24 protein-coding genes are annotated in these 25,279 nt (G+C 72.5%); 6 read left to right on the top strand and 18 right to left on the bottom strand.

The features are described 5' to 3' along the window. Positions 1-92 precede the first annotated feature (92 nt). From kynU to ACIPPS_RS20985, 13 genes are all read right to left on the bottom strand, one after another. Positions 93-1,517: a kynureninase gene (gene kynU / locus ACIPPS_RS21045; protein ID WP_401434123.1), complete on the bottom strand. Its 1,425-nt coding sequence runs from the start codon at positions 1,515-1,517 to the stop codon at positions 93-95. Next, positions 1,510-2,358 carry a tryptophan 2,3-dioxygenase family protein gene (locus tag ACIPPS_RS21040; protein ID WP_401434120.1) on the bottom strand — a complete coding sequence of 283 codons (849 nt, stop codon included), beginning with the start codon at positions 2,356-2,358 and terminating at the stop codon, positions 1,510-1,512. Before ACIPPS_RS21040 ends, kynU begins: the two co-directional genes overlap by 8 nt. A 112-nt stretch (positions 2,359-2,470) precedes the next feature. After that, positions 2,471-3,364, bottom strand: coding sequence for a DUF3152 domain-containing protein (locus tag ACIPPS_RS21035; RefSeq protein ID WP_401434118.1), 894 nt, complete (start codon positions 3,362-3,364; stop codon positions 2,471-2,473). 212 nt (positions 3,365-3,576) lie between these two features. Further along, positions 3,577-3,990, bottom strand: coding sequence for a DUF3151 domain-containing protein (locus tag ACIPPS_RS21030; protein WP_389570563.1), 414 nt, complete (start codon positions 3,988-3,990; stop codon positions 3,577-3,579). 114 nt (positions 3,991-4,104) lie between these two features. Continuing rightward, entirely contained in the window at positions 4,105-5,592 is a 1,488-nt protein-coding gene (locus ACIPPS_RS21025) for an MFS transporter (RefSeq protein WP_401434115.1), read from the bottom strand. 279 nt (positions 5,593-5,871) lie between these two features. Further along, entirely contained in the window at positions 5,872-7,041 is a 1,170-nt protein-coding gene (locus ACIPPS_RS21020; protein ID WP_401434113.1) for a MalY/PatB family protein, read from the bottom strand. Between the two features lie 101 nt (positions 7,042-7,142). Continuing rightward, positions 7,143-8,165, bottom strand: a complete 1,023-nt coding sequence (gene fbaA / locus ACIPPS_RS21015) for a class II fructose-bisphosphate aldolase (RefSeq protein WP_401434111.1) — start codon at positions 8,163-8,165, stop codon at positions 7,143-7,145. A 211-nt stretch (positions 8,166-8,376) separates the two neighbouring features. Beyond that, a complete protein-coding gene (gene pyrE / locus ACIPPS_RS21010) occupies positions 8,377-8,925 on the bottom strand; it encodes an orotate phosphoribosyltransferase (RefSeq protein WP_401434108.1) in 549 nt (182 codons plus the stop codon). A 10-nt stretch (positions 8,926-8,935) separates the two neighbouring features. Further along, positions 8,936-9,739, bottom strand: a complete 804-nt coding sequence (locus tag ACIPPS_RS21005) for an aldose 1-epimerase (protein ID WP_401434106.1) — start codon at positions 9,737-9,739, stop codon at positions 8,936-8,938. Positions 9,740-9,760: 21 nt separating this feature from the next. Next, a complete protein-coding gene (locus tag ACIPPS_RS21000; protein WP_401434104.1) occupies positions 9,761-10,888 on the bottom strand; it encodes an SRPBCC family protein in 1,128 nt (375 codons plus the stop codon). 99 nt (positions 10,889-10,987) lie between these two features. Further along, positions 10,988-12,802 carry a polyamine aminopropyltransferase gene (locus ACIPPS_RS20995; RefSeq protein ID WP_401434101.1) on the bottom strand — a complete coding sequence of 605 codons (1,815 nt, stop codon included), beginning with the start codon at positions 12,800-12,802 and terminating at the stop codon, positions 10,988-10,990. 75 nt (positions 12,803-12,877) lie between these two features. Continuing rightward, on the bottom strand, positions 12,878-13,396 hold the full coding sequence (locus ACIPPS_RS20990) for a DUF2617 family protein (RefSeq protein WP_401434099.1): 519 nt from the start codon (positions 13,394-13,396) through the stop codon (positions 12,878-12,880). 337 nt (positions 13,397-13,733) lie between these two features. Continuing rightward, on the bottom strand, positions 13,734-13,943 hold the full coding sequence (locus ACIPPS_RS20985; RefSeq protein WP_401434096.1) for a hypothetical protein: 210 nt from the start codon (positions 13,941-13,943) through the stop codon (positions 13,734-13,736). A gap of 91 nt (positions 13,944-14,034) precedes the next feature. Between ACIPPS_RS20985 and ACIPPS_RS20980 the strand changes: the two genes are divergently transcribed. Together ACIPPS_RS20980 and ACIPPS_RS20975 are read left to right on the top strand one after the other, a co-directional pair. Further along, a complete protein-coding gene (locus tag ACIPPS_RS20980) occupies positions 14,035-15,225 on the top strand; it encodes a pyridoxal phosphate-dependent aminotransferase (protein WP_401434094.1) in 1,191 nt (396 codons plus the stop codon). Positions 15,226-15,683: 458 nt separating this feature from the next. Beyond that, entirely contained in the window at positions 15,684-16,862 is a 1,179-nt protein-coding gene (locus tag ACIPPS_RS20975; RefSeq protein WP_401434657.1) for a glycosyltransferase family 39 protein, read from the top strand. A 12-nt stretch (positions 16,863-16,874) separates the two neighbouring features. On the opposite strand, the gene ACIPPS_RS20970 is transcribed toward ACIPPS_RS20975, so the two are convergent. After that, positions 16,875-17,405 carry a YbjN domain-containing protein gene (locus ACIPPS_RS20970; RefSeq protein ID WP_401434091.1) on the bottom strand — a complete coding sequence of 177 codons (531 nt, stop codon included), beginning with the start codon at positions 17,403-17,405 and terminating at the stop codon, positions 16,875-16,877. Between the two features lie 105 nt (positions 17,406-17,510). Between ACIPPS_RS20970 and ACIPPS_RS20965 the strand changes: the two genes are divergently transcribed. Beyond that, positions 17,511-17,969 carry a hypothetical protein gene (locus tag ACIPPS_RS20965; protein ID WP_401434089.1) on the top strand — a complete coding sequence of 153 codons (459 nt, stop codon included), beginning with the start codon at positions 17,511-17,513 and terminating at the stop codon, positions 17,967-17,969. A gap of 112 nt (positions 17,970-18,081) precedes the next feature. On the opposite strand, the gene clpB is transcribed toward ACIPPS_RS20965, so the two are convergent. Then, the gene (gene clpB, locus ACIPPS_RS20960) at positions 18,082-20,667 is read right to left on the bottom strand and encodes an ATP-dependent chaperone ClpB (protein WP_401434086.1); all 2,586 of its coding nucleotides are present in this window, start codon (positions 20,665-20,667) and stop codon (positions 18,082-18,084) included. 119 nt (positions 20,668-20,786) lie between these two features. Here clpB and ACIPPS_RS20955 point away from each other — a divergent pair, with 119 nt between their 5' ends. Next, the gene (locus ACIPPS_RS20955) at positions 20,787-21,200 is read left to right on the top strand and encodes a pyridoxamine 5'-phosphate oxidase family protein (protein ID WP_401434083.1); all 414 of its coding nucleotides are present in this window, start codon (positions 20,787-20,789) and stop codon (positions 21,198-21,200) included. 129 nt (positions 21,201-21,329) lie between these two features. Here the strand turns inward: ACIPPS_RS20955 and ACIPPS_RS20950 are convergent, their stop codons facing one another. Next, entirely contained in the window at positions 21,330-21,647 is a 318-nt protein-coding gene (locus ACIPPS_RS20950) for a (2Fe-2S)-binding protein (protein ID WP_401434080.1), read from the bottom strand. Positions 21,648-21,996: 349 nt separating this feature from the next. Between ACIPPS_RS20950 and ACIPPS_RS20945 the strand changes: the two genes are divergently transcribed. Next, positions 21,997-22,977 carry a helix-turn-helix transcriptional regulator gene (locus ACIPPS_RS20945; protein WP_401434077.1) on the top strand — a complete coding sequence of 327 codons (981 nt, stop codon included), beginning with the start codon at positions 21,997-21,999 and terminating at the stop codon, positions 22,975-22,977. A gap of 2 nt (positions 22,978-22,979) precedes the next feature. Beyond that, positions 22,980-23,453: a hypothetical protein gene (locus ACIPPS_RS20940; protein ID WP_401434074.1), complete on the top strand. Its 474-nt coding sequence runs from the start codon at positions 22,980-22,982 to the stop codon at positions 23,451-23,453. Positions 23,454-23,604: 151 nt separating this feature from the next. Here the strand turns inward: ACIPPS_RS20940 and ACIPPS_RS20935 are convergent, their stop codons facing one another. Beyond that, on the bottom strand, positions 23,605-24,060 hold the full coding sequence (locus ACIPPS_RS20935; protein WP_401434071.1) for a heat shock protein transcriptional repressor HspR: 456 nt from the start codon (positions 24,058-24,060) through the stop codon (positions 23,605-23,607). A 4-nt stretch (positions 24,061-24,064) separates the two neighbouring features. Continuing rightward, on the bottom strand, positions 24,065-25,255 hold the full coding sequence (gene dnaJ, locus ACIPPS_RS20930) for a molecular chaperone DnaJ (protein ID WP_401434069.1): 1,191 nt from the start codon (positions 25,253-25,255) through the stop codon (positions 24,065-24,067). Between the last annotated feature and the right edge of the window lie 24 nt (positions 25,256-25,279).

The following is a 25,279-nucleotide window of genomic DNA, read 5'->3' as shown; positions in this document are numbered from 1 at the left end:
GCACTGACGCCCCCACAGATCAAGCGATCATCGGACCGTCCGACCGCCGACGGGGAGGTCGGCGGCCGGCCCGGACATGCCCTGGACACCCCCTAGAGCGGTACGTCCGCCGGTACGTCCGTCAGGACCTCCGCCAGGATCCGCGCCGCCCGCTCCGCGTCCGCGAAGCCGACGTACAGCGGGGTGAAGCCGAACCGGAGCACGTCCGGGCGGCGCAGATCGCCGACCACCCCGCGCCGGATCAACTCCGCCATGACGGCGGGCGCCTCGGCGCACCGCAGCGCGACCTGGCTGCCGCGCTCCCCGTGCGCCCGGGGCGTGAGGGACACGACCCGGTCCGCCGGCGCGTACGCCGTCACGCACTCCTCGAAGAAGTCCGTCAGGGCGAGGGACTTGGCCCGGACGTCCTCGATGCCGACGCCGTCCCAGACGTCGAGCGCCGATTCGAGCGCCAGCATGGACAGGATGTCCGGCGTACCGACCCGGCCCCGGACCGCGCCGTCGGCCGCCGCGTACCCCGGGGTCATCCCGAACGGGTCGGCGTGCGAGTTCCAGCCCGGCAGCGGGGAGTCGAAGGCGCCCTGGTGCCGCTCGGCGACGTACAGGTACGCGGGCGAACCGGGGCCGCCGTTGAGGTACTTGTACGTGCAGCCGATCGCCAGGTCGACCCCGTGCTCGTCCAGGCCGACCGGCAGGGCGCCCGCGCTGTGGCACAGGTCCCAGACCGCGAGCGCGCCCGCCGCGTGCAGGGCGGCCGTGATCCCGGGCAGGTCGTGCAGTCGGCCGGTCCGGAAGTCGACGTGGTTGACGAGCGCGGCGGCGGTGCGCGGGCCCGCCGCGTCCGCCATGGCCGCCGGGTCGACCGGCACGATCGTGCGGCCGGTCATCCGGGCCGCCGACTCCGCGATGTACCCGTCCGTGGGAAACGTCGTCGCGTCGACGAGGATCTCGTCCCGGTCGTCCGTGCTCAGCCGGGTCGCGGCGACGACGGCCTTGAAGACGTTCACGCTGGTCGAGTCACCGACCACGATCCGGCCGGGGGCGGCGCCGACGAGCGGGGCGATCCGGTCGCCGATCCGCTCGGGCGCGGTCCACCAGCCGCTCTCGTCCCAGGAACGGATGCGCAGCCGCCCCCACTCGCGGGCGATGACGTCGGCCATCCGGTCGGGCACGTGCGCGGGCAGCGCGCCCAGCGAGTTCCCGTCCAGGTAGACGGTCGCGTCGTCCAGGACGAACTTCTCGCGGAGCTTGGCCAGCGGGTCCCGCGCGTCCCTGCGGAGCGCGTCCTCGCGCAGGGGGGCGGAGGCGGATCCGGAGGCGGTCGCGGTGGCCGACCCGGTCGCGGAGGCCGGCCCGGTCGCGGAGGCCGGCCCGGTCGCGGACGTCCTCGCCGATCCCGCCGATCCCGCCGTTTCCGCCGATCCCGCCGATCCCGCCGTCTGCGCCGTCCCCGCCGCCTCCGTCACGGTCTCCGTCGCGGTCTCCGTCGCGGTCTCCGTCGCGCTGTGCTCAGACATGGCTGCGCGCCGTCCACAGCTCGGGGAACACGTTCTTCTGCGCGCGCTTCTCCAGCCACGCCACGCCCGCCGAGCCGCCGGTGCCCGTCTTGGAGCCCATGGCCCGCCGGGTGGCGACGAGGTGGTCGTTGCGCCATCGCCAGACCAGTTCGGCGACGTCGCTCAGCGCCTCGCCCAGCCGGACGAGTTCGGCGTTCTGGTCGGCGTCGGCGTATATCCCGGCCCAGATCTCCTCGATCTCGGGGGACGGCTCGTACTTCTTCGCCAGGTCCCGGCCGAGCACGGCCCGCGGCACGGGCAGCCCGCGCCGGGCGAGGAGCCTGAGGACCTCGTCGTACAGGCTCGGCTCCTGCAGCGCCTTCTCCAGCTCGGAGTGGACCCGGGGCGCCCCGCGGTGCGGCGCCAGCATCGACGCGGACTTCTCGCCGAGCAGGAACTCCATCCGCCGGTACATCGCCGACTGGAAGCCGGAGCCCTCGCCGAGGGCCGAGCGGTAGGAGTTGAACTGCGCGGGGGTGAGCTGGGCCAGCGGCCGCCAGGAGTGGTTCAGCGCCTCCAGCTCGCGTACGGAGCGCTTGAGCGCGTCCATCGCGACGGGGATCCGGTCCTCGCGCAGCGCGCGGCTCGCGGTCTCCCACTCGTGGACGATGACGGTGAACCACAGCTCCATGACCTGGGTCGTGACCAGGAAGACCATCTCGCCCGGGTCGTCGGAGCGCAGGTGCTGGAGGTGGGTGAGGACGTCGGCCTGGACATAGTCCTCGTACGGCGTCGTGCCCGCGAAGTCGAGGTTCGGGTCTTCGACCGAACCGGCTCCGGAGGCATCGGGGAAGGTGGACATTTCTGTCTCCTCGATACGCAACTACCGGGTAGCGGTCCGCTCCTTCCGTGTGGCAAGTGGAGCCCCGGTCCCCTCGGGTCCGCCCGCCTCGTCGCGTGCGGTCCCATGCGCATCATGGCACGACCGGGCCCTCGATGTAGCTCCCGTCTTCGTCATACGGATACGCGTTCGAGCGACAACCCTTGAGCCCCTTGATCTGCTGCATCATCACCGGCGCGAGCTTCCCTTGGCCCGGACAGGTCATGTGCATCCGGATGCCGATCTCGTGCCCGACCTCGTGGTTGATGATCAGATGCCGGTACTCGGCGGGGGTGCCCGTGAACGTCGGCGAGCCGAGCAGCCAGCGCTTCAGGTTCACCACCACGCCCTGGGTGGTCTCGCAGTTCAGCTCACCGCGGGTGTTGAGGCCCGCGGCGAGGCAGAGCCTGTCGGCGGTCGTCGGAGTGGCGATCCGGATCACGAAGTCGGCGTTCTCGGTGACCAGCTGGAACCTGCCCCGGCCGTGCGCGGCCCAGCCGCGCGGATGGGCCAGGATCCGCTCGATCTCGGCGGCGGCCTCGCTCGCGGAGAGGTCGATGCCGTCCTCGACCTGGACGCGGTAGCGGCGCAGGGTGCCGCCGGTGCCGACGGGATCGCCCGAGGACGTGGCGCCCGCGAAGGTGCCGGCGCCGCTCGCGGGCACCTTCGGCTTCTCGGGCTTGGGCGACGCCTTGGGCTTGGGGGCGACGCTGGAGCGCGTGGGCGCCGGCTTCGTGGGGGCGGGGGTGGTCGGGATCGCCGTGGTCGGCTCGTCCGTGGGGGCGGCGGCCGCGGCGTCGGCGGGGCCGGTGCCGGCGTTGTAGTGGGCGAGGGCGGCGCCGCCGCCGAGGGCCAGCGTCACGAGGGCGAGCGTCGGCAGGACCAGGCGTCCTATGGGGCTCCGCCTGGAGCGGCCCCGGCCGCCCCGGGCCCGTCGGCGGTTCTGACTTCGTCCTCGGCTGGTGGGTGCGGCGGCGCGCTTGCCCAAGACAGACTTCTCCCCTGCGTCGGCCGGATGGGGGGAAGAGGGTGGGGCCTCTGCGCCGGCTGCTCTCGGAACAACGGTCCGGAGGATCGTACCGACCCTTCGAACAGCATCGAACGCGCCGCGCCGCCGGGCCTGTGGGCCGTGTCCGGAAATGCCGGGAGCACCCCCGGGCGGGCCCAGGGGTGCTCCACGTGGTGCGCGCGGGGCGCGTGTCAGCCGAGGGTCTCGGCGGCCGTCTCCGAGGAGTCCCGCAGGAAGGTCGAGCAGCGCTCGTACTCGTCCTTCTCGCCGATCTCCCCGGCCGCCCGCGCGAGCGCGTGCAGGGCCCGCAGGAAGCCGCGGTTCGGCTCGTGCTCCCACGGCACCGGGCCGTGGCCCTTCCAGCCGCTGCGCCGCAGCGCGTCCAGACCCCGGTGGTAGCCGGTGCGGGCGTACGCGTACGACTCGATGACGCGCCCGCCCTCGTACGCCTCGTCGGCGAGCTGGGCCCAGGCCAGCGAGGACGTCGGGTACTTCGCGGCGACGTCCGCCGGCGCCGTGCCGGCCGCGAGCAGCTCGCGCGGCTCCGGGTCGTCGGGCAGGTGGGTGGGGGGCGGTCCCCCCAGCAGGTTCTCGTGGATGGCCATGGGGCAAGTCTGCCTCAGCGAACCGCCGTCGATCTCCAGGGCCTTCCCCTCACCCCCGCCTCATCGGTCCCCCGGACCCGAGCGCCCCTCGGGGCCCGGTCCGCCGCCCCCGCCTCATCGGTCCCCCGGACCCGAGCGCCCCTCGGGGCCCGGTCCGCCGCCCTCCGTCGCGGCGGCCCCCGGGTCCAGCGGGGGCGCCGTCACCCCGCAGTGGACCTTGCACTCGGGGTGGCAGTCCGCCTCGCCGACCGGTTTGCGCACGGTCGCCCACGCCAGGACCGCCCCTGCCACCATCAGCCCCGCGCACATGGGCATCGCCCGCCGGAACGTCTCCCCGAACTCCTCCGCCGAGCGGTACGCCTCCGGCCCCATCCCCGCCAGCGTCGGCAGCGCCGCCACCGCGAGGAGACCGGCGGCCCGCGCGGCCGCGTTGTTGATGCCGCTCGCCAGGCCCGCCCGCGCCACGTCCACCGAGGCCAGGACGGTCGCGGTCAGCGGGGCCACCACGACGGTCAGGCCGAGGCCCAGCACGGCCATGGCCGGCAGCACGTCCCGGACGTACGAGGCGTCCTCGCCGACCCTCAGCATCAGGAGCATCCCGCCCGCGCACAACAGCGGCCCCACGGTCAGCGGGATCCGGGGCCCGATCTTCTCCCCCAGCTCGCCGGACTTCGCCGAGAGCAGCAGCATCAGGATCGTCGTGGGCAGCATGGCCGTGCCCGCCGCGAGCGCCGAGTAGCCGGAGACCACCTGGAGCTGGAGGGCGGCCAGGAAGAAGAAGCCACCGAGCGCCGCGTACACGCACAGCGTCACCAGGTTGACCACCGTGAACAGCCGGGACGCGAAGATCGCCGGCGGCACCATCGGCTCGGCCCTGCGCCGCTCCAGGACGACGAAGGCCGCCCCGACCGCGATCCCGAGCCCGGCGGCCCACCAGGCCTCGGCGATCAGCGCGTACGTCACGAGGGCGAGCGCCGCCGCGCCCAGGACGGCGCCGAGGACGTCGAAGCGGCCGTGGGCGGTCTCGTCGCGTGACTCGGGCACGTGGCGCAGGGCGACCGGCACGCAGAGCAGCGCCAGTGGCACGTTCAGCAGGAACACCCACCGCCAGCCCGGACCGTCGACCAGCCAGCCGCCGACGAACGGCCCGATCGCCGCGCCGACGCCACCGAAACCGGACCACAGGCCGACGGCCTTGGCCCGGTCGTCCGGATGGAAGCTCGCCTGGATCAGCGCGAGCGAACCGGGGGTGAGCAGGGCGCCGCCGACGCCCTGGAGGGCGCGGGCGGCGATCAGGATCCCGGCGTTCGGGGCGAGACCGCAGAGCAGCGAGGCGGCGGCGAACCACACGATGCCGACGACGAACACGCGCCGCCGGCCGTACCGGTCACCCAGCGCGCCGCCGAGCAGGATCAGCCCGGCGAGGGTGAGCATGTAGGCGTTGACGGTCCACTGGAGCACGGCCATGTCGGCGTCGAGGTCCTCCCCGATGTGGGGCAGGGCGACGTTGACGACGGTCGAGTCGAGCAGCGCCATCCCGGAGCCGAGCACGGTGGTGAAGACGATCCACCGCCCCGTCCCCGAGGCGAGCCTGATATCCATGCCTGCCATGCTCCTCGCGGGCGCGGACCCGTGCACGTCATGCGCTCCGTCCCGCCGGCTCCACCGCGCACGAGACCGGGGCCCTGCCGCGCTCCGTCCCGCCGGCTTCGGCGCGCACGAGGCCGGGGCCCCTGCCGCGCTCCGTCCCGCCGGCTCCGGCGCGCACGAGGCCGGGGCCCTGCCGCGCTCCGTCCCGCCGGCTCCACCGCGCACAAGGCCGGGGCCCTGCCGCGCTCCGTCCCGCCGGCTCCGGCGCGCACGAGGCCGGGGCCCCTGGTGTCACGTCGTGCGCAGCCTCGTCGCCGCCCTCACCAGCGCGTCCACCCCCCGCTCCGCCTTCTTCCTCGGGCAGCCGACGTTCAGTCGGACGAAGCCGGGCGTGCCGTAGACGCCGCCCGGCATGATCGCGACCTTCTCGACCTCCACCAGCTCCCGCTGGAGCGCGTCCTCGGCGATCCCGAGCGGGCGCAGGTCGATCCAGGCCAGATAGCCGGCCTGCGGAGGCGTCCAGGTCACCCCCGGCAGCCCCGCCGCGAGCCGCTCCTCAAGGAGCCGCATGGTGCCCGCCACGTACGCCCGCAGCTCGTCCAGCCACGGCCCGCCCTGCCGGTACGCGGCGATGTGGGCGGTCAGCGAGAGCACCGCCGGGGAGGCGAGCCCCTCGCCGGTCTCCATCCGGCGGACGAACGCCGCCCGCTCCTCGGGGTCGCCGACGATCCCGTACGAGCCGGTCAGCGCGGGGAAGTTGAAGGCCTTGGTGCCCGAGGTGATCAGGGCCCACCGCGCGCCGTGGCCCGGCTCCACGATCCGGGTCCACGGCACGTGGACCCGGCCCTCCGCCACCAGGTCCGCGTGGATCTCGTCGCTGACGACCGCGACGCCGTGGCGCTCGGCGAGCCGCGCGAACTGTGCGAGCTCCTCCTCCCGCCACACCCGCCCCGTCGGGTTGTGCGGCGAGCAGAGCAGCAGCATCCGGCTGTCGGGCCGCGCGAGCTCCGCCTCCAGCGCGCCGGTGTCCCCGACCGGGACGCCCCGGAGCTCGCGCCCCAGACCGGTGACGGCCTTGCGGAAGCCGTCGTACGTCGGGGTGTGCACCACCACGCCGTCGCCGGGCTCGGTCCACATCTGGAGGAGCTGCGAGAGCTGGCTCAGCACGGACGGCGCGTAGACCAGCGCCGAGACGTCGATCGCGGTGTCGTGACGGGTCGCGTACCAGTCCCGTACCGCCTCCCGGAAGTCGCCGAGGCGCCAGTCCGTGTAGCCGAAGACCCCGTGGTCGACCCGCTCGCGCAGGGCGCGGAGCACCTCGGGCGGGGAGGCGAAGTCCATGTCGGAGATGGTGAAGGGGAGCAGCTCGCCGACCCCGAAGCGGTCCGCGATGCCGTCCCACTGGACCGACCACGTGCCCTGCCGGCCTATCTCACGGTCGAAGTCGTACGTCGTCGTCACTCAGGCCTCCTGGAGCGCGGGAAAGCTGCGGTGCTGGAGATACGAAGGGCCCGGCACCACCGGGTGCCGGGCCCTTCGTACGGTCACTGCCTGTCTGTCGCTTACTTCAGCTTCGTGCCGGTCGAGCGCAGCGCGGCGCACGCCTCGGTCACGCGCGTCGCCATACCGGCCTCGGCGAGCTTGCCCCACGTGCGCGGGTCGTAGGTGGACTTCTTGCCGACCTCGCCGTCGACCTTCAGGACACCGTCGTAGTTGCGGAACATGTGGTCCACGACCGGACGGGTGAAGGCGTACTGGGTGTCGGTGTCGAGGTTCATCTTCACGACGCCGTTCTCCAGCGCGGTGGCGATCTCCTCGGCGGTGGAGCCGGAGCCGCCGTGGAAGACGAAGTCGAACGGGCTGGCCTTGCCGAAGCGCTCGGCGACGCCCGCCTGGAGGTCCTTGAGCAGCTCGGGGCGGAGGACGACGTTGCCCGGCTTGTAGACGCCGTGCACGTTGCCGAAGGAGGCGGCCAGCAGGTAGCGGCCCTTCTCGCCCAGGCCGAGGGCCTCGGCGGTGCGGATCGCGTCGTCGACGGTGGTGTACAGCTCGTCGTTGATCTCGTGGGTGACGCCGTCCTCCTCGCCACCGGTCGGGGTGATCTCGACCTCAAGGATGATCTTGGCGGCGGCGGCCTTGGCCAGCAGCTCCTGGCCGATGGCCAGGTTGTCCGCGAGGGTCTCGGCGGAGCCGTCCCACATGTGCGACTGGAAGAGCGGGTTGCGACCGGCCTTGACGCGCTCGGCGGAGATGTCGAGCAGCGGGCGGACGTAGCCGTCCAGCTTGTCCTTCGGGCAGTGGTCGGTGTGCAGCGCGACCGTGATGTCGTACTTGGCCGCGACGATGTGGGCGAACTCCGCCAGGGCGACGGCGCCCGTGACCATGTCCTTGTTGTGCTGGCCGCCCAGGAACTCGGCGCCACCGGTCGAGATCTGGATGATGCCGTCGCTCTCGGCCTCCGCGAAGCCGCGCAGCGCGGCGTGCAGGGTCTGGGAGGAGGTCACGTTGATGGCCGGGTAGGCGAACTTGCCTGCCTTCGCCCGGTCGAGCATCTCGTTGTAGACCTCGGGGGTTGCGATGGGCATTCGTCCGCTCCTTGTGATGTGCGGGTGGGTGCGTTACTTGACCCTGACCTGGGGCGACGTCATCGTCGGGGCCCATCTTTCCAGACTCTTGTGCGGACACCATGACGAAGGGGCGGAGCGTTTCACGTGAAACACTCCGCCCCTGGTCAAATCCCCAGGTCAGGACCGCCACCGGCGGGCCCCCGGGACCTAAGTCACGACTTCGCCTCGATCAGGCGAGGCCCAGCTCGTCCAGCGCGAACGCGTAGAGGTACGGGACGCCCGCGGTGGTGCTGATCTTCTCGCCCGCGCCCGTCGCCCGGTCCACGATCGTGGCGACCGCGACGACCTCGGCACCGGCCGCGCGCGCCGCCTCGACGGCGGTCAGCGGGGAGCCACCGGTGGTGGAGGTGTCCTCGACGATCAGGACGCGACGGCCCGTGATGTCCGGGCCCTCGACCTGGCGCTGCATCCCGTGCGCCTTGGCGGCCTTGCGGACCACGAAGGCGTCCAGACGCTTCCCCTGGGCGGCGGAGGCGTGCAGCATCGCGGTCGCCACCGGGTCGGCGCCGAGCGTCAGGCCGCCCACCGCGTCGAACTCCAGGTCGGCGGTCAGGTCGAGCATCACCTGGCCGACGAGCGGAGAAGCGGCACCGTCCAGCGTGATCCGGCGCAGGTCGACGTAGTAGTCGGCCTCCAGACCCGAGGAGAGGGTCACCTTGCCGTGCACCACGGCCTTGTCCTTGATCTGCTGGAGCAGGTCAGCGCGTACGTCAGTCATGCTCATGAGCTTAAAGCCGCCGCCAGGTCCAGGTGGTCGCGATCTCCAGCGGCTCGATCGGGGTCACGTACCGCGGGTGGGTGTTCAGGCCGTTCGGCGGGCCCGACTGCGGCTCCACGCAGACCGCCTCCGCCTGCTCGTCGTAGAGGACGACCCACTCGGCGCGGCTCGCCACCTTCAGCTCCAGCTGCTCCGGCCAGGTGAGCGTGACATCGACGCCTCCGGGCATCCCGAAGCAGTCGTCCCACGGACCGGGGGTGGGGCCGATCCGCCGTCCGGTGGGGAGATGGTCCTCGCCGCGCTCCTCCTGCCACTCGGGCGCGAAGTCGACGCGCACGGGAGCGCCGCCGTCGAGGGAACGGTGGAACCAGGGGTGCCAGCCCGCCTGGGCCGGGAAGGAGTCGTCGTACGTCTCCACACCGAGCTGGAGCGTGAGCGCGTCCTCCGTGAGGGCGAAGGTCTGGGTGACCCGCCCCGTGTACGGCCAGGGGTCGCCGAGCTCGTAGGTGAACGCCGCCGTGCGGTCACCGTCCGCTTCGGCCGCCGTGCGGGCGGCCTTCCAGACGGCGTCGCGGCCGGTGCCGTGGATGGCGTGCGGCGGGGAGTTGAGAGGCAGCTGGTGCTTCTCGCCGCCGTTGCGGAACTGGCCCAGCTCGATCCGCCCGCACCAGGGCACCATCGGGAAGCAGCCGTACCGCTCGCCCTGGCGCAGCAGCTCCGTGCCGCCGATGCGCAGGCTCTCGATACGGCAGCCGCTGTCGGGGTTGATGGTCAACTCGGCGTCGCCCGCCGTCAGTCGTGTCTGCTTGCTCACGACCCCGACAGTAGACGGGGTTCAGCGTCGGCGGCGCAGCGCCCGGCCGACGACCACCGCCGAGGCGATCGCGAGGGCGGCGGCGGGGGCGATCCAGCGCAGGGTGGCGCCCGCCGAGGTGGTGTCCGGGGCCGGAACGGGGGCGTACCGGCCGCGCGGTGGGGCGTGGTCGACCTCCTCGGCGCTCCGCCCGATCATCGTCCGCCGGGCGTGGGCGGCCTCGGCGGCGGGGGGTTCGGTGGGGTACTCGACGGGCGCGTCCCCCTCGAAGTCGCTGCCCTCGAAGGGGTCGAGGGAGGGCGGGGGGACGGGCGCCTCGAAGACGGACGGGCGGTGCGGCTCCTCGATGCCGTCGTCGACGCCGTCGCTGTCGCTGTCGGCCTCGTCGTCGTCCTCGACGTCGGCGTGGGCCTGGGCGGGGGCGTGCGCGGCGGAGTCGGGGACGGGTTCGGACACGGAACCGGCCGCGGACCCCGCAGCCGGCGCGGAGTCGGCATCGGCCGCGGAGTCGGCATCGGCATCGGCATCGGCGTCGGCCGCGGATTCGGCGTCGGCCGCGGATTCGGCGTCGGCCGCAGGGGCGGAATCGGCATCGGCCGCGGCCGCGGATTCGGCGTCGGCATCGGCATCGGCCGCAGAGTCGGCATCGATGCCGGAGTCGGAGGGGGAGTCGACGTCAGCGACGGCGTCTCCCGCGGCGGGCACCGTGCCGTTCACGGCCCCGGTCGCGGCCGCCGCCAGGGAGGCCGTGAACTTCTCGATCAGCCGCTGGGCCGCCGACTCCCGCGCCTCGTCCGGGAGGTCGGCGAGTCGGCCTGTCGGCTTCACGGTGCCGGTGAAGGTGAGGGTGGTCCCGTCGGCCAGCGGGGTGAGCACGATCGTCAGGGCGAGCGTCGCCGAGCCCGTGCCGCGGACCTCGGAGCCCGTGCCCTCGACGGCGACGGCGCCGCTCTCCTCGGCCAGCCGCAGCGCGCCCTGGTAGGTGATCGTGTGGCCGCCGGCCCGGATCCTCATCCGGCCCGCGAGGGGGCCCGCCCCCGCGTCGGCGTCCTGCTGGAGGCCGGGGACGCAGCGCGCCACCCGCGCGGGGTCCGTCAGGGTCTCGCGGAGAACCTCGGCCGGTACCGGAACGAACACCTCATGCTCCATGGCATACGAGCCTACTCAGCCCGAGCGCCGCCGTCGCCTGTTTGCCCCCGGGCCCCGTCCCGTCCCGTCCGTCGCAGGCGTTCCTCCCCCGCCCCGCCGTCAGCCGCCGTACCTCGGGTGGACCAGCGTCGACGGCGGCGGTGGGGCGTCCCGCTCGTTCCGGGTGCGCTCGACGGCCCTGGCCCCGGTCACCAGGGCGCCGACCGTGAGGGAGCGCAGCGGGGGCGTGTCGGCGGGGAGGGCCAGCTCGGGCGGGTAGGTGCCCGCGGCCGCGAGCAGGTACCCCCAGTCGGCCGCCCCGGCGTCCGGCGCCCCGTGCGTACCGCCCGTACCGTCTGCCCCGCCCGTACCACCCGTACCACCCGTACCGTCTGCCGCGCCCGTACCACCCGTACCGCCCGTACCGCCCGTACCGTCTGCCCCGCCGGTGCCCGCCCCGCCGGTGCCGCCCGAGCGGTCGGCCCGGTCCGGGCCCGCGGCGCGCTGCGCCCCGCGGCCGTGCGCGCTGTAGGGGCGGGTCGCGAAGCCGGCCGCGCGGAGGGTGGAGTCGACGGTCCAGTACGTACGGGGGGAGGCGGCGGCCGATCCGGCGTGGACGACGAGCCGCCCGTCGTCGGCGAGGATCCGGGCGGCCAGGCCGTAGAACTCCTCGGAGTACAGCTTGGCGCCCGCCGAGATCCCCGGGTCGGGGAGGTCGGAGATCACCACGTCGTACCGCCCGCCCGCCCCCGCGCCCGCCGCCGCCCCGCGCAGCCAGCGGAAGGCGTCCGCGTAGGCCAGGCGGACGCGCGGATCGCTCAGGGCGTGGCCGTTGAGCGCGGTGATCTCGGGGTTGGTCCGGGCGAGCCGGACGACTCCGGGGTCGATGTCCACGACGGTGACCGACCGGACTCCGGCGTGGCGCAGCACCTCGCGGGCGGCGAGGCCGTCACCGCCGCCCAGGACCAGCACGCGCGCGTGCGGACCGTTCATCGCGGGGTGCACGAGCGATTCGTGGTACCGGAAGGCGTCCTCGCCGCCGGCCCGCAGCCGTCCGTCCACGAAGAGGTCCGGCGGGCGGCCCCGCTCCCCCGTCACCACCACTTCCTGGAGGTCCGTCCGCACGGCGACCCGCACGTCGTCCCCGTACACCGCGCGGCGCGCGGCCTCCTCGAAGTCGTCGACGAGGGCGGTCGCGGTGGCGAGGACCGCGAGGACGGCCAGGTTCGCGCCGATCAGCAGCGCCCGGGACCGGCCGGTCAGGTCGCGCCGGAACAGCCACAGCACCAGGCCGCCGCCCGCCACCGCGTTCACCCCGCCGGTGACGAGCGCGCCGGTGAGCTGGCCGAGCCAGGGCAGCAGCAGGAAAGGGAAGGCGAGGCCGCCGACCAGGGCGCCCACGTAGTCGGCGGCGAACAGGTCGGCGACGGTCCCGGCCGGATCGGCGGCGCTCTCCTTGTCCCGCGCGCCGGGCGCACGCGCCGAGCGCGCCGACTCCGCCCGCTGGATGAGCGACATGAGGAGCGGGATCTCCGCCCCGATGAGGACGCCGATGGCGAGCGAGAACGCCACCAGGACGTACTGCGCCTCGCCCACCCAGGCGAAGGCCGCGTACAGCACCAGGGCGGAGCAGCCTCCGATCAGCGCGAGGCCGCACTCCACCAGGCCGAAGCCGACGGCGGCACGGCAGCGCAGCCGCTTGGCGAGCAGCGAGCCGACGCCCATCGCGAAGACCATGAGGGAGAGCACGACGGAGGCCTGGGTGACCGAGTCGCCGATCAGGTACGAGGCGAGCGCGACCAGTTCCAGTTCGTAGACGAGTCCGCAGGCGGCGCAGACGAAGACGACGACGAGGACCGGATACCGCACCGTGCTCGGCCGTACGGGCAGCCGCGTCACCCTCTTGGGTGGCATGGTCAGGGGCGGATCGATCATGTTCGTAACGCTACGTCACACACCTGTCGCCACTTGTCACCCACACGAGTGCACATGGGGCTTCCAACCGGCGCATTACAGTGAAGCGGACATACGGACGCCGATCTGCGTCCGGGTGACCACCAACTGCCCTTCCTGCGGGTACGCGTGCCAGGTGCGCCACCGCACCTGGCCCTCGTGGCGCTGCGCCAGCATCGCCGTGAAGGCGTGCGGGGAGCCGGGGAACGTCCCCGCGAGGCCGTTGGGGTGGTCGGCGACCAGCGCCAGCAACTCCTGTGCGCGGCCCGCGAAGGAGCCCTGCGAGAGCTTCTCGACGCGGGCGGCGAATTCGTACTCCCACCCGCCGACTCTCTTGGAGACGCCCAGCGGCAGCGGCGTACTGCTGCCGGGCATACAGGCGACGGTCTCCGAGCAGCTGCGCTCCTCTTCTTCCAGTAGTACTTGGTGGGAGGCGCCGAGCAGCCTCAACTGGAGCTTGGCGCCTGTCAGTTCGAGATCGAGCACGGCGAGGGCGGGCAGCGGCTCGCGCCCGAGCGCCCAGGCCAGATCGGCCGCACGGGTGTCGGTGTAGGAGGTCTTCAGGGTCGTGAGCATGGGTCGGCTCCGCAAACACGGTTTGACGGGTGGGCCGGGGGCGCCCCGGAGAAGGGTTCAACGGGAGTGGGGGATCGCCGACTCGGGTCCACACACGGTCCGAGGGCTGGTCTCTTATCAACGCAGAGGGAATCACGGACTTCGAGCGACTCGCAGCGCTTTTACCCAACTTGCCGTGGTTTACATCCCCTTCGGGGACCCAACAGTTCAATTGTTCAAAGAAACCTGTTCGTCCGGCTCCGACACGAAGGTGCCCGGCGGATATTCACCCGCCGGGCACCTGGTGATCGTGAGGGCGACTGCCCCGTGTCAGTCGCCCTCGTGCCGGTCGGCCGGGTCAGTCGCCCCCGCCACCACCGCCACAGCCCCCGCCACCACCACCGCCGCCACCGCCGCAGGACGAGCCTCCGTCGGAGCCGCATCCGCCCCCGCCGCCGCTCGACCAGCCGCCCCGCCGCCGCCGGGCGCCGGGCCGCGACCCGCCGACGGCGGACACGAAGCCCAGCACGACGATCAGTCCGATGAACGCGATGACCACAACTTCCATCTGCAACACCCCCGTAGGTCTGTGCGAGGGGGATGCCCTTCTCCGCGCGAGCCCAAAGCGCACTTGAGGAAGTCCAGAGCTTCGGCCCAGGATGACGGGCATGACACGACCGCTGCTCAACCGCCGGCTCGCTCCGTTCGGCACCACGATCTTCGCCGAGATGTCCGCGCTGGCCGCCACCACCGGCGCGATCAACCTCGGGCAGGGCTTCCCGGACACCGACGGCCCCGACGAGATCCGCGAGGCCGCCGTCCGGGCGCTGCGCGACGGACGCGGCAACCAGTACCCGCCCGGCGCCGGCGTACCCGAACTGCGCACCGCCGTCGCCGAGCACCAGCTGAAGCGGTACGGCCTGGCCTACGACCCCGACGTCGAGGTCCTCGTCACGGTGGGCGCCACCGAGGCCGTCGCGGCCTCGCTGCTCGCGCTCGTCGAGCCCGGCGACGAGGTGATCGCCCTGGAGCCGTACTACGACTCGTACGCCGCCTGCATCGCGATGGCCGGCGGCACGCGCGTACCCGTCACCCTCCGGCCGAGCGACGGCGCCTACCACCTCGACCTGGACGAACTGCGCGCCGCCGTCACCGACCGGACGCGGCTGATCCTGCTCAACACCCCGCACAACCCCACCGGCACCGTCCTCACCCGCGCCGAGCTGACCGCGATCGCCGAGCTCGCCGTCGCCCGCGATCTGCTCGTCGTGACCGACGAGGTCTACGAGCACCTGGTCTTCGACGGCGCCGAGCACGTGCCGATCGCGAGCCTGCCGGGGATGCGGGAGCGCACGGTCACCATCGGCTCGGCGGGCAAGACGTTCTCGTTCACGGGCTGGAAGGTCGGCTGGCTCACCGCGAGCCCGGAGCTGACGGCCGCCGTCCGGTCCGCCAAACAGTTCCTCACCTATGTGGCCTCCGGCCCGTTCCAGTACGCCGTCGCCGAGGCGCTCCGGCTGCCGGACACGTACTTCGACGCCGTCCGGGAGGACCTGCGCGTCAAGCGGGACCTGCTGAGCGACGGGCTGGCGCGGGCGGGGTTCGAGGTGTACCGGCCGGCCGGGACCTACTTCGTCACCACCGACATCCGCCCGCTGGGCGAGTCCGACGGCTTCGCCTTCTGCCGGGCGCTGCCCGAGCGCGCGGGCGTGGTCGCCATCCCCAACGCGGTCTTCTACGACGACCGGGAGGCGGGCGCGCCCTTCGTCCGCTTCGCCTTCTGCAAGGGCGTCGACGTCCTCCAGGAGGCCGTCGACCGCCTCCAGAACCTGAAGGGCCTGACGGGGTAGGCGGAGGGGGCCCCTGCGTCAGCGCCGAGGAACCGCCGCACCGTCGGATCCTCCGTCAGCGGGCGTTCGCCTCAGGCTGGGGACGCGGCAGCTCGTCGAGGTCGAGGGTGAAGGGGCGGCCGTCGGCCAGCGGAATGGGAAGCTTGCCCGTGCCGTACTTGCCCGTCGGCCCCGAACAGGACCGTGTACCCCTTGGGTAAATCGGTGTGCACGATCGCGTCGACGCTCATGGACGGCCCCTTCCGTGTGCCGTCAGGCTACGGCGCGCGGTGCAGCGGCATCGAGCCTGACGGCGCGGTGGTCAGATCGGCCCAGGACAGTTTTGCGTGGCGCTCCTCGCGGGGTTTTTTCACTCGGGTGGGTCGCACGGTCGCGCGCGCCCCCTCCGTGGCACGCCGATTGTCGGGTAGACCGATTTGTCGGGCTGACCCCGGTTCCCGTGCGCACGGAGGTGCACCCTGTCCGCCGAGACTCTCGACCGCCCGGCGTCGACCGCCGCCGTCCGGAGCGTCCCGCGCTGGCGGGCCTCGCTGCACCGGGCCGCGCCCGCGCTCGGCCTCTTCGCCGCCGCGCGGCTGACCGGGATGCTGGTCCTCGCGGCCTGGTCCTGGCACCTCGGGCGCTCGCCCCGGGCCCTGCTCGCCACGTCCTGGGACTCCGGCTGGTACTCCCGGATCGCCGCGCACGGCTACGGCCACACGCTCCACTGGCAGGACGGGCTCATCCAGTCCGACCTGGCCTTCTTCCCGCTCTACCCGGGTCTGATCCGGGCCGTCACGACCGTCCTGCCCGTCACGGGCGGCACCGCCGGGCTGCTGCTGTCCTGGCTGTCGGCCGGCGTGGCGGCCTGGGGGATCTACCTGATCGGCGAGCGGCTCTACAGCCGGTCCACCGCCGTCGTGCTCGTGCTGCTCTGGGGCGTGCTGCCGCACTCGATCGTGCTGTCGATGGCGTACACCGAGCCGCTGATGACGGCCCTGGCCGCCTGGTCGCTCTACGCGCTGCTCACCCACCGCTGGCTGTGGGCGGGCGCCCTGGCCGCGCTCGCCGGACTGTCCCGGCCCAACGGGATCGCCATCGCGGCGGCGGTCGGTGCGGCGGCGGCGTACGAGCTGTGGCGGCGGCGCGGCCGGGTCGGCGCGCGGGTGTGGGTGGGGGCCGGTCTCGCGCCGCTCGGCTGGCTCTCGTACCTGCTCTGGGTGGGCGCGCGGCGCGGCGACCTGCTCGGCGGCTACTTCGCCGTCCAGGACGGCTGGACCTCCCGCTTCGACCTCGGGAAGGGCGCGCTGGTCTTCGTCCGGGACATGCTGCGGGGGCCGACGCAGTTCGGCTTCGCGACGGCGCTGCTCTTCACGGGCGCGGGCGTGCTGCTCTTCGCGCTGCTCGTCCTGGTGGAGCGGCCGCCGCTGCCGGTCCTGGTCTACACGGCCGTCCTGGTGGTGATCACCGTCGGCGGCTCCGGGTTCTTCGAGTCCAAGCCGCGTTTCCTGCTGCCCGCGTTCCCGCTGCTCCTCCCGCTGGCCCAGGCACTGACGAAAGCCCGGCCGAGGGCGGCGATCGTGGTGATCGCGGCCCTGGCCGGGCTGTCGTTCAGCTTCGGTGCCTACGCGCTGACGCTCGCGCGCATGGCCCTGTGAGGGGGCCGGGGGCTACTCGCCGCCGGTCTCCTTGTCCTCGGGGGTCTCCAGGCCGAACTGCTCGACGAGCCACTTGTCGAACTCGATCGAGGCGCGGACCCAGCTGACGGTGGAGGACACGAAGTGCTCCAGCGCGACGCCGGTGCCGATCAGCATCTGCGCCTCGCCGATGAGGCGGAGGGTGGCGGAGCCGTCCTCCTCCTCGTGCAGGTGCGTGTAGACCTTGGGCCACAGGGTGCGGCGGTTCCAGTCGTCGATCGCGTCGAGAATCCTGGAACGGTCGTCCGCCGAGTGCGGGCGGTCGTAGAACGTCCGCACCGAGAAGACACGCTGGTCCTCCTCGCCGCGGAACATGAAGTACGTGCGGAATTCCTCCCACGGCGCCGCGAGGTCACCCTCGTCGTCGACGACGTACTTCAGCTCCATCTGGTCGAGGAGCTGCTTGACCAGGTCCTGGTCGGGGACGACGGGGCCCGCCGGTCCTGCGGCCTGAGGCTGGGGCTGGCCCCCGAAATTCGGAATCGAGGACGGGTCGATGCTCACCGTGAATATCCCTTCGTACGGTTGCCGCCATCCTCCCCCATGCCGGGCGGTCCGGCGCAAGCCCCGTCTGCCGCGATCCGCTGCGGGCTGACAAACTCTCGGCACATGGGGGAATTCACGGGGAAGAAAGTGGCGCCGGTACGGCCGCGCCTGTCGACCTGGATCTGGGTGAGCGCACTCGTCACGGTCCTGTGCGGGGGCCCGCTCGCCCTGCTGGTGTGGGGCGCGATGGCCTGGGACGCGACGGGCGACGCGAAGCCGGTCGACTGCGCCGAGGCGATGGACTTCGCCCGCGGGTCGCTGCCGTCCGGCGCCGAGGAGCCCCGGTGCACGGCGGCCCACTGGCAGGACACGTACGTCACCGTGGAGTTCCGGATGGAGCGCGCCGCGTACGAGCCGTGGCTCGCGGCCGTCTATCCGGACCGGGAACCGGACTCGACCTGCGACCACGGGATCAGCGCCTGCTCGGAGATCTCCTTCGACGAGGCCCTCTTCGTGGAGGTGGGCGTGGTGTACGAGGACGGTGACACCGCCCTCGTACACCTCAGGGCCTGGGGCGCCTGACCACTGCGGGCGCTTGACCACTGCGGGCGCTTGAACACTGCGGGCGCTTGACCACTGCGGGCGCCTGGCCGCTGCGGGCGCCGGCCCCTACGGGCCGCCTGATCCCTACGGCCTACTGCGCCGCGCCCACGATCAGGCCGTCCTCGAAGCGGTCGACCCGGACCGTGTCGCCGTCGCGGACCTCGCCCGCGAGGATCTCCTTGGCGAGCCGGTCGCCGATCGCGGTCTGGATCAGCCGCCGCAGCGGGCGGGCGCCGTACGCCGGGTCGTTTCCCTCCTCCGCCAGCCAGGCCAGCGCCTCCGGGGTGACCTCGAGGGTCAGCCGGCGCTCGGCGAGGCGCCGCGCGAGCCGGTCGATCTGGAGCTGGGCGATCCGGCCGAGCTCGGCCTTGTCGAGGGCCGAGAAGACCACCAGGTCGTCGAGCCGGTTGAGGAACTCCGGCTTGAAGCTCGCCCGGACGACCTCCATGACCTGCCGCTTCTTCTCCTCCTCGGAGGTCTGGGGCTCGACCAGGTACTGACTGCCCAGGTTCGAGGTCAGGACCAGGATGGTGTTGCGGAAGTCCACCGTCCGGCCCTGGCCGTCGGTGAGCCGCCCGTCGTCGAGGACCTGGAGCAGGATGTCGAAGACCTCCGGGTGGGCCTTCTCCACCTCGTCGAGCAGCACCACGCTGTACGGCCGGCGGCGCACCGCCTCCGTGAGCTGGCCGCCCTCCTCGTAGCCGACGTAGCCGGGAGGCGCGCCGACGAGCCGGGCGACGGAGTGCTTCTCGCCGTACTCCGACATGTCGATGCGGATCATGGCCCGCTCGTCGTCGAAGAGGAAGTCCGCGAGCGCCTTCGCCAGCTCGGTCTTGCCGACACCCGTGGGACCGAGGAAGAGGAAGGAGCCGGTGGGGCGGTCGGGGTCGGCGATGCCGGCGCGGGTGCGGCGCACGGCGTCGGAGACGGCCCGGACGGCCTCGGTCTGGCCGATCAGCCGCTTGCCGAGCTCGTCCTCCATGCGCAGCAGCTTCTGGGTCTCGCCCTCCAGGAGGCGGCCCGCGGGGATGCCGGTCCAGGCGCCGACCACGTCCGCGATGTCGTCGGGGCCGACCTCCTCCTTGACCATGGTGTCCTTGGAGACCTCCTGCTCGGCCTCGGACGCCTCCTCCAGCTCGCGCTCCAGGGCCGGGATCTCGCCGTAGAGCAGCTGGGAGGCGGTGTCGAAGTCGCCGTCGCGCTGGGCGCGCTCGGCGCGGCCGCGCAGTTCGTCGAGCTGCTCCTTGAGCTCACCGACGCGGTTGAGGGACTGCTTCTCCTTCTCCCAGCGGGCGGTCAGCCCGCGCAGTTCCTCCTCGCGGTCGGCGAGGTCGCGGCGGAGCTTCTCCAGGCGCTGCCTGCTCGCCTCGTCGGTCTCGTTCTTGAGGGCGAGCTCCTCCATGCGCAGCCGGTCCACGGAGCGCTGGAGCTCGTCGATCTCCAGGGGCGAGGAGTCGATCTCCATACGGAGCCGGGAGGCGGCCTCGTCGACGAGGTCGATGGCCTTGTCGGGCAGGAAGCGGGAGGTGATGTACCGGTCGGAGAGGGTGGCGGCGGCCACCAGCGCCGAGTCGGCGATCTGGACCTTGTGGTGGGCCTCGTACCGGCCCTTGAGCCCGCGCAGGATCGCGATGGTGTCCTCGACGCTCGGCTCGGCGACCAGGACCTGCTGGAAGCGGCGCTCCAGGGCGGGGTCCTTCTCGATCCGCTCGCGGTACTCGTCCAGGGTCGTCGCGCCGACCATGCGCAGCTCGCCGCGGGCCAGCATCGGCTTCAGCATGTTGCCGGCGTCCATGGCGGAGTCGCCGCCGGCGCCCGCGCCGACGACGGTGTGCAGCTCGTCGATGAAGGTGATGATCTGGCCGTCGCTGGCCTTGATCTCGGAGAGGACGGTCTTCAGGCGCTCCTCGAACTCGCCGCGGTACTTGGCGCCCGCGACCATCGCGCCGAGGTCGAGCGAGACGAGCCGCTTGTTCCGCAGGGACTCGGGGACGTCGCCCTTCACGATCCGCTGGGCGAGCCCCTCGACGACGGCGGTCTTGCCGACGCCGGGCTCTCCGATGAGGACCGGGTTGTTCTTGGTGCGGCGGGAGAGGACCTGGACGACACGCCGGATCTCCTGGTCGCGCCCGATGACCGGGTCGAGCTTGCCCTCGCGCGCGGCGGCCGTGAAGTCCGTACCGAACTTCTCCAGTGCCTTGTACTGACCCTCCGGGTCGGGTGTGGTCACCCGGCGTCCTCCCCTGCTCTTCTCGAACGCGTCCAGCAGCCTCTTCGTATCGGCCCCCTGCCGGGCCAGTACCTCGCCGGCCTGTCCGCCCTTGGCCGCGATCCCCATGAGCAGGTGCTCGGTGGAGAGGTAGTCGTCCCCGAGCTCCTTGGCGCGCTTGTCGGCGTCGGCGATGACGGCGAGCAGCTCACGGTTGGGCTGCGGGGGCGCGACCGTGGATCCGGTCACGCTGGGCAGGGCGGCCAGCAGCCGCTCCGCTCCGGACCGTACAGCGGCCTGGTCGGCGTCGACGGCGGCGAGCAGGTCCACGATGTTCTCGTTGTCCTGGCCCGCGAGGAGGGCGAGCAGAAGGTGGGCGGGGGTCAGGTCGGCGTGCCCCCCTGACACGGCGCGGCTGCTCGCCGCGTTGATCGCGTCCCGGCTCCTGTTGGTCAGTTCGGCGTCCACGTGCGCTGTCTCCTCCTCGGCGTCCGCTGAGTCGTCCTATGACTCATCCAGCGTACACAAAGTTGAGTCTATTCCGCTCAAGGTGTCGCACATGGCTCTGCCACGGGTAGGTTCCGGGCATGGCGACTGACCCGCGGAACCCGGACGACTCGTATCTCAGCTTCTGGCGCGAGTACCACATGTGCACCCTGACGACCCCCCGCGCGGACGGTACGCCGCACGTGGTGGCGGTGGGCGTGACGTACGACCCCGAGGGCGGCGAGAACGGCATCGCCCGGGTCATCACCAACAAGCACAGCCACAAGGTCGCCAACGTCCTGGCGGCGGGCGCGAAGGGCGCGCGGGTGGCGGTCTGCCAGGTGGACAAGGGCCGCTGGGCGACGCTGGAGGGCGTGGCCCACATCCGTACCGAGTCGGCCGTCGTCGCGGACGCGGTGGACCGCTACGCGGCGCGCTACGGCCGGGTCCCGGCGCCGAACCCCGACCGGGTGGTCATCGAGATCGCGCTGACCCGCGCGATGGGGCGCGCCTGAGGCGCCGGCCCGGTGGGCCCCGCGTCGGGGTTACGGGGGCAGCACAACGGCGCCATCGCGTTTCAGGTCCGCGATGGCGCCGCTGTGTGGGGGAAGTACCTGAGCGGTCTACAACGACGGGGGAACCACTCAGGCACTGCGGGGGGTGGCGGTGATGGTCTCTGCCTCGACGAGCTGGTGGTCACGCTGGTCGAGATTGACGAAAATCATGCCGTACCGGATGGCACAGCGGACGGGCTGCGGGGCGCCACGTGGCTTCCGGAGACATCGGTAGGCGCGAATATCCTCATCGTCTCCACGCCTGATGATGATGGGCTCACCGAAGAGGGTGACCATCAACGAATCGCCACCGTGCGGCACGGCTGTGACGAGGTCGATGAAATGCCACCCCGAGCGGTAGGCAGCCGCCATCTCACGCCGGAATCGAGGATCTTCGGGAACCGTCATGCCCCCACGGACCCCCAACCAGGGTCGGAGACGGCTGCGGGCGCGACGCCCCAGCCCGGGTCACTCGCCGCGATGGCGCCCCAGCCCGGGTCACTCGCCTTGGCGACGACCTGCTGCGGAACGACCCCCCAGCCCGGGTCCCCACTGGCCGCCACCGCGCCGACCGCGGCAGCAGCTATGAACGCGACACCAACTACGGTGCGTATGAGCTTCTTGGCCATGACCGAGCAACCTCACTTGGTGTGTATCTCCTGCTCCCCCGCAGGCACGACGATGGCTCACTCCTCACGTTTCCACCACTGGCTCAATGCATCATGTTCCTGTATCGGAAAAGCCTGGGGGTGTACATATGCGAATAGAACCGGATAAAACGGGGCATCCTCATACGCACGCCGAGCTGTGCGAAGCGGGCACACGGGTCTATAAAGAGGCCCTGCGAACGGGACGTATCGCCCGGTCGGACATCGAGTCCACGCCCTGCCTGATGGACCTCGACCTCCTGCGGCCCGACCCCGACGACGTGCAGTGGCTCCGGCCGGTTCCCCCCTCGGCCGCCCTGGCCCGGCTCCTGCTCCCGATCGAGAAGGAGATCCAGGAGCGTAGACGGCTCAGCATCGAACTCTCCGACGCGTTCGAGCCATTCATGAACGTCAGTGTCCAGGACCCCTCGACCACGCACGCGATCACCGTCCTGGAGGGCCTCACGAGGATCAACACCTCCCTGGACCGGGTGGTGGCCGAATGCTCCTCGGAGCTGCTGACCGTGCAGCCCGGCAGCGGCCGCAGCGCCACCACCTTCGGCGAGGCCCTCCGCCGCGTCCGGCCGCTCCTCGGCCGGGGCATCCGCATGCGCACGCTCTACCAGCACACGGCCCGGCACCAGCCGATCACCCTGGCCTATCTGGAGCGCATCGGCCCCGAGGTCGAGGTCCGCACCCTCGAGGAGATCATCGACCGGCTCATCATCGTGGACCGCAAGGTCGCCTTCGTGCCCGCGAGCCGGGACCGCCAGGTCGCCCTGGAGCTGCGCCACACCGGCCTCGTGGAGTATCTCGTCGGCGTCTTCGAGCAGTTCTGGCTCCAGGCGACCCCGCTGGAGAACCCGGTCACCTACCAGCCGCCGCTGGACGGCATCAGCGGCATCCAGCGCTCCATCGCCAACCTCCTCGTCGAGGGACACGTCGACGAGGCCATCGCCCGCCGGCTCGGCATGAACGTCCGGACCTGCCGCGCCCACATCGCCAAGCTCGCCTCCGCACTCGGCAGCGGCAGCCGCGCCCAACTCGGGTACCTCATCGCCCAGTCCGGTCTTCTGGAGCAGGAACACTGACCTTGTACGTACAGATCGACCTCGACGGCCCCGCCGGAACCCTGCGCGTCTCCGGCTACGGACTGCCCACCGTGGAGCTGGTCCGCGCCCCCGGTGACGAGCCCGACCCGCTGATCCCGATCGGCACCCGCGCCGCCGGACGCCTCGCCCTCACCGTCGACGGCGCGCCCGCGCGCATCCGGCCCGGCAGAGGGCGGCTGCTGCGGCGCTCGTACCGCGTCGACGCCCGGGTCGCCGGCGCCCGCTACCGGCTCGTGCCCTGCTCGTACGCCGAGAGCCGGCTGCTGCGCGACGGACGCCCGCTGGGCACCCTCCAGTCCACCGGGGACGGCACGGTCGACCCCGACTGGGCGGCCGGCACCGCACCCGAACCGCTGGACCGGGCCGTCGGCACCGCGCTCGCCGCCGCCTTCGGCACGGGGGCGGCGCCCTGGTGGGACACGGCGACGAACATCGTCGCCGAACTCATCCCGTGAGACGGGGCCGAACCGAGCCCGTGCGGCGATGACTTCGGTTCGCCGAGCCGGTAGCCGGCTCGACGAAGGCCCGGCACGGCGAAGGCCCGGCACGGCGAAGCCCCCCGCGCGGCTGGCGTGGGGGGCTTCGTCGTACGGGGAACGGCTCCGGCTACTCGCCGGAGCGCTTCGGGCGCCAGACCACCAGCGCGCTCGCCTGCTGCACGTCCTGATACGGCACCAGGTCGCGCCGGTACGAGGCGTGCACCTGGGCCTCGCGCTGGCGCATCGCCGACGCCGCGCCCTCCACGGCCGCCGACAGCTCGGCGACGCGCTGCTGGAGCGCGGTGACCTGGTTCTCCAGCTCGATGATGCGCTTGATGCCCGCGAGGTTGATGCCCTCGTCCTGCGACAGCGCCTGCACCGTGCGGAGCAGTTCGATGTCACGGGCCGAGTACCGCCGGCCGCGCCCGGCCGTCCGGTCGGGGGAGACCAGACCGAGGCGGTCGTACTGCCGCAGGGTCTGCGGGTGCAGGCCCGACAGCTGAGCCGCCACCGAGATGACGTACACCGGCGTCTCGTCGGTCAGTTCGTACGGATTGCGGCTGCGTCCCGGTCTGATGTCCATCGGGTCACGCTCCCTTCGCGGCCTGGAACAACTCTGCCCTGGGGTCCTCGCCCGCCGTCGCCTCACGGTAGGTCTCAAGGGCCTCACGGGCCTTGTCGTCGAGCTCCTTGGGCACCGCGACCTCCACCGTCACCAGCAGATCGCCGCGCGTCCCGTCCTTGCGGACCGCGCCCTTGCCGCGGGCGCGCATCGTCCGGCCGTTGGGGGTCCCGGCCGGCAGCTTCAGGGTGACCGCGGGACCGCCCAGCGTGGGCACCTTGATCTCGCCACCGAGGGCCGCCTCGTCGAAGGTGACGGGCACGGTGACGGTCAGGTTGTCGTCCTTGCGGCCGAAGACCGGGTGGGCGTCGACGTGGACCACGACGTACAGATCGCCGTGGGGACCGCCGCGCTCGCCAGGAGCGCCCTTGCCGCGGAGCCGGATCCGCTGCCCGTCGGAGACGCCGGCGGGGATGCGGACCTGCATCGTGCGGGAGGACTTGGCCCGGCCGCTGCCCTTGCAGACCTCGCAGGGGGTCTCGGCGATCAGGCCGCGGCCCTTGCAGTCCACGCACGGGTCGGTCAGCGAGAAGCCGCCGCCGCTACCGCGCGAGACCTGGCCGGTGCCGACGCACGTCGGGCACACGCGGGGCGTGCCGTTCTTGTCGCCGGTGCCCGAACAGGCCTTGCAGGGCGCCTGGGAGGACATCCGCAACGGCACCGTCGCGCCGTCCACGGCCTCGGTGAAGCTGAGCGTCACCTCGGACTCGATGTCCTGGCCGCGGCGCGGCTGCGTACGCGGACCCGCGCCGCCGCCCGCGCCCCGGTTGAACAGCCCGCCGAAGACGTCGCCGAGGCCGCCGCCGAAGCCGCCCGCCCCGCCCGCTCCGCCGGGCCCCTGGGCGCCGCCGAAGAGGTCGCCCAGGTCGAAGTTGAAGTTGCCGCCGCCGCCCGGGCCTCCGGCACGGAAGCCTCCGTTGCCGAAGAGCGCGCGGGCGTCGTCGTACTCCTTGCGCTTCTTGGGGTCGCCGAGGACGTCGTTCGCCTCGGAGATCTCCTTGAAGCGCGCCTCCGCGCTCGTGTCGTTCTTGTTGGCGTCCGGGTGGTTCTCGCGGGCGAGCTTCCGGTACGCCTTCTTGATCTCGGCGTCGGTGGCGTCCTTGGGGACGCCGAGAACCTTGTAGTAGTCCTTCTCGACGAAGTCCTTCGTGCTCATCGACGTCCCTCCTCTCGGACGATC

The organism is Streptomyces sp. NPDC090127, from assembly GCF_044746945.1.
Lineage (GTDB): Bacteria > Actinomycetota > Actinomycetes > Streptomycetales > Streptomycetaceae > Streptomyces.
The sequence above is the reverse complement of the archived record's forward strand: the minus strand, read 5'-3'. Positions and strand labels throughout refer to the sequence as shown.

Bases quoted from the DNA above. Each gene is read 5' to 3' on its own strand.
- kynU (WP_401434123.1), bottom strand. From the start codon at position 1,517: ATGTCTGAGCACAGCGCGACGGAGACCGCGACGGAGACCGCGACGGAG.
- ACIPPS_RS21040 (WP_401434120.1), bottom strand. From the start codon at position 2,358: ATGTCCACCTTCCCCGATGCCTCCGGAGCCGGTTCGGTCGAAGACCCG.
- ACIPPS_RS21030 (WP_389570563.1), bottom strand. From the start codon at position 3,990: ATGGCCATCCACGAGAACCTGCTGGGGGGACCGCCCCCCACCCACCTG.
- ACIPPS_RS21025 (WP_401434115.1), bottom strand. From the start codon at position 5,592: ATGGATATCAGGCTCGCCTCGGGGACGGGGCGGTGGATCGTCTTCACC.
- fbaA (WP_401434111.1), bottom strand. From the start codon at position 8,165: ATGCCCATCGCAACCCCCGAGGTCTACAACGAGATGCTCGACCGGGCG.
- pyrE (WP_401434108.1), bottom strand. From the start codon at position 8,925: ATGACTGACGTACGCGCTGACCTGCTCCAGCAGATCAAGGACAAGGCC.
- ACIPPS_RS21000 (WP_401434104.1), bottom strand. From the start codon at position 10,888: ATGGAGCATGAGGTGTTCGTTCCGGTACCGGCCGAGGTTCTCCGCGAG.
- ACIPPS_RS20995 (WP_401434101.1), bottom strand. From the start codon at position 12,802: ATGATCGATCCGCCCCTGACCATGCCACCCAAGAGGGTGACGCGGCTG.
- ACIPPS_RS20990 (WP_401434099.1), bottom strand. From the start codon at position 13,396: ATGCTCACGACCCTGAAGACCTCCTACACCGACACCCGTGCGGCCGAT.
- ACIPPS_RS20985 (WP_401434096.1), bottom strand. From the start codon at position 13,943: ATGGAAGTTGTGGTCATCGCGTTCATCGGACTGATCGTCGTGCTGGGC.
- ACIPPS_RS20980 (WP_401434094.1), top strand. From the start codon at position 14,035: ATGACGGGCATGACACGACCGCTGCTCAACCGCCGGCTCGCTCCGTTC.
- ACIPPS_RS20965 (WP_401434089.1), top strand. From the start codon at position 17,511: ATGGGGGAATTCACGGGGAAGAAAGTGGCGCCGGTACGGCCGCGCCTG.
- ACIPPS_RS20955 (WP_401434083.1), top strand. From the start codon at position 20,787: ATGGCGACTGACCCGCGGAACCCGGACGACTCGTATCTCAGCTTCTGG.
- ACIPPS_RS20950 (WP_401434080.1), bottom strand. From the start codon at position 21,647: ATGACGGTTCCCGAAGATCCTCGATTCCGGCGTGAGATGGCGGCTGCC.
- ACIPPS_RS20945 (WP_401434077.1), top strand. From the start codon at position 21,997: ATGCGAATAGAACCGGATAAAACGGGGCATCCTCATACGCACGCCGAG.
- ACIPPS_RS20935 (WP_401434071.1), bottom strand. From the start codon at position 24,060: ATGGACATCAGACCGGGACGCAGCCGCAATCCGTACGAACTGACCGAC.
- dnaJ (WP_401434069.1), bottom strand. From the start codon at position 25,255: ATGAGCACGAAGGACTTCGTCGAGAAGGACTACTACAAGGTTCTCGGC.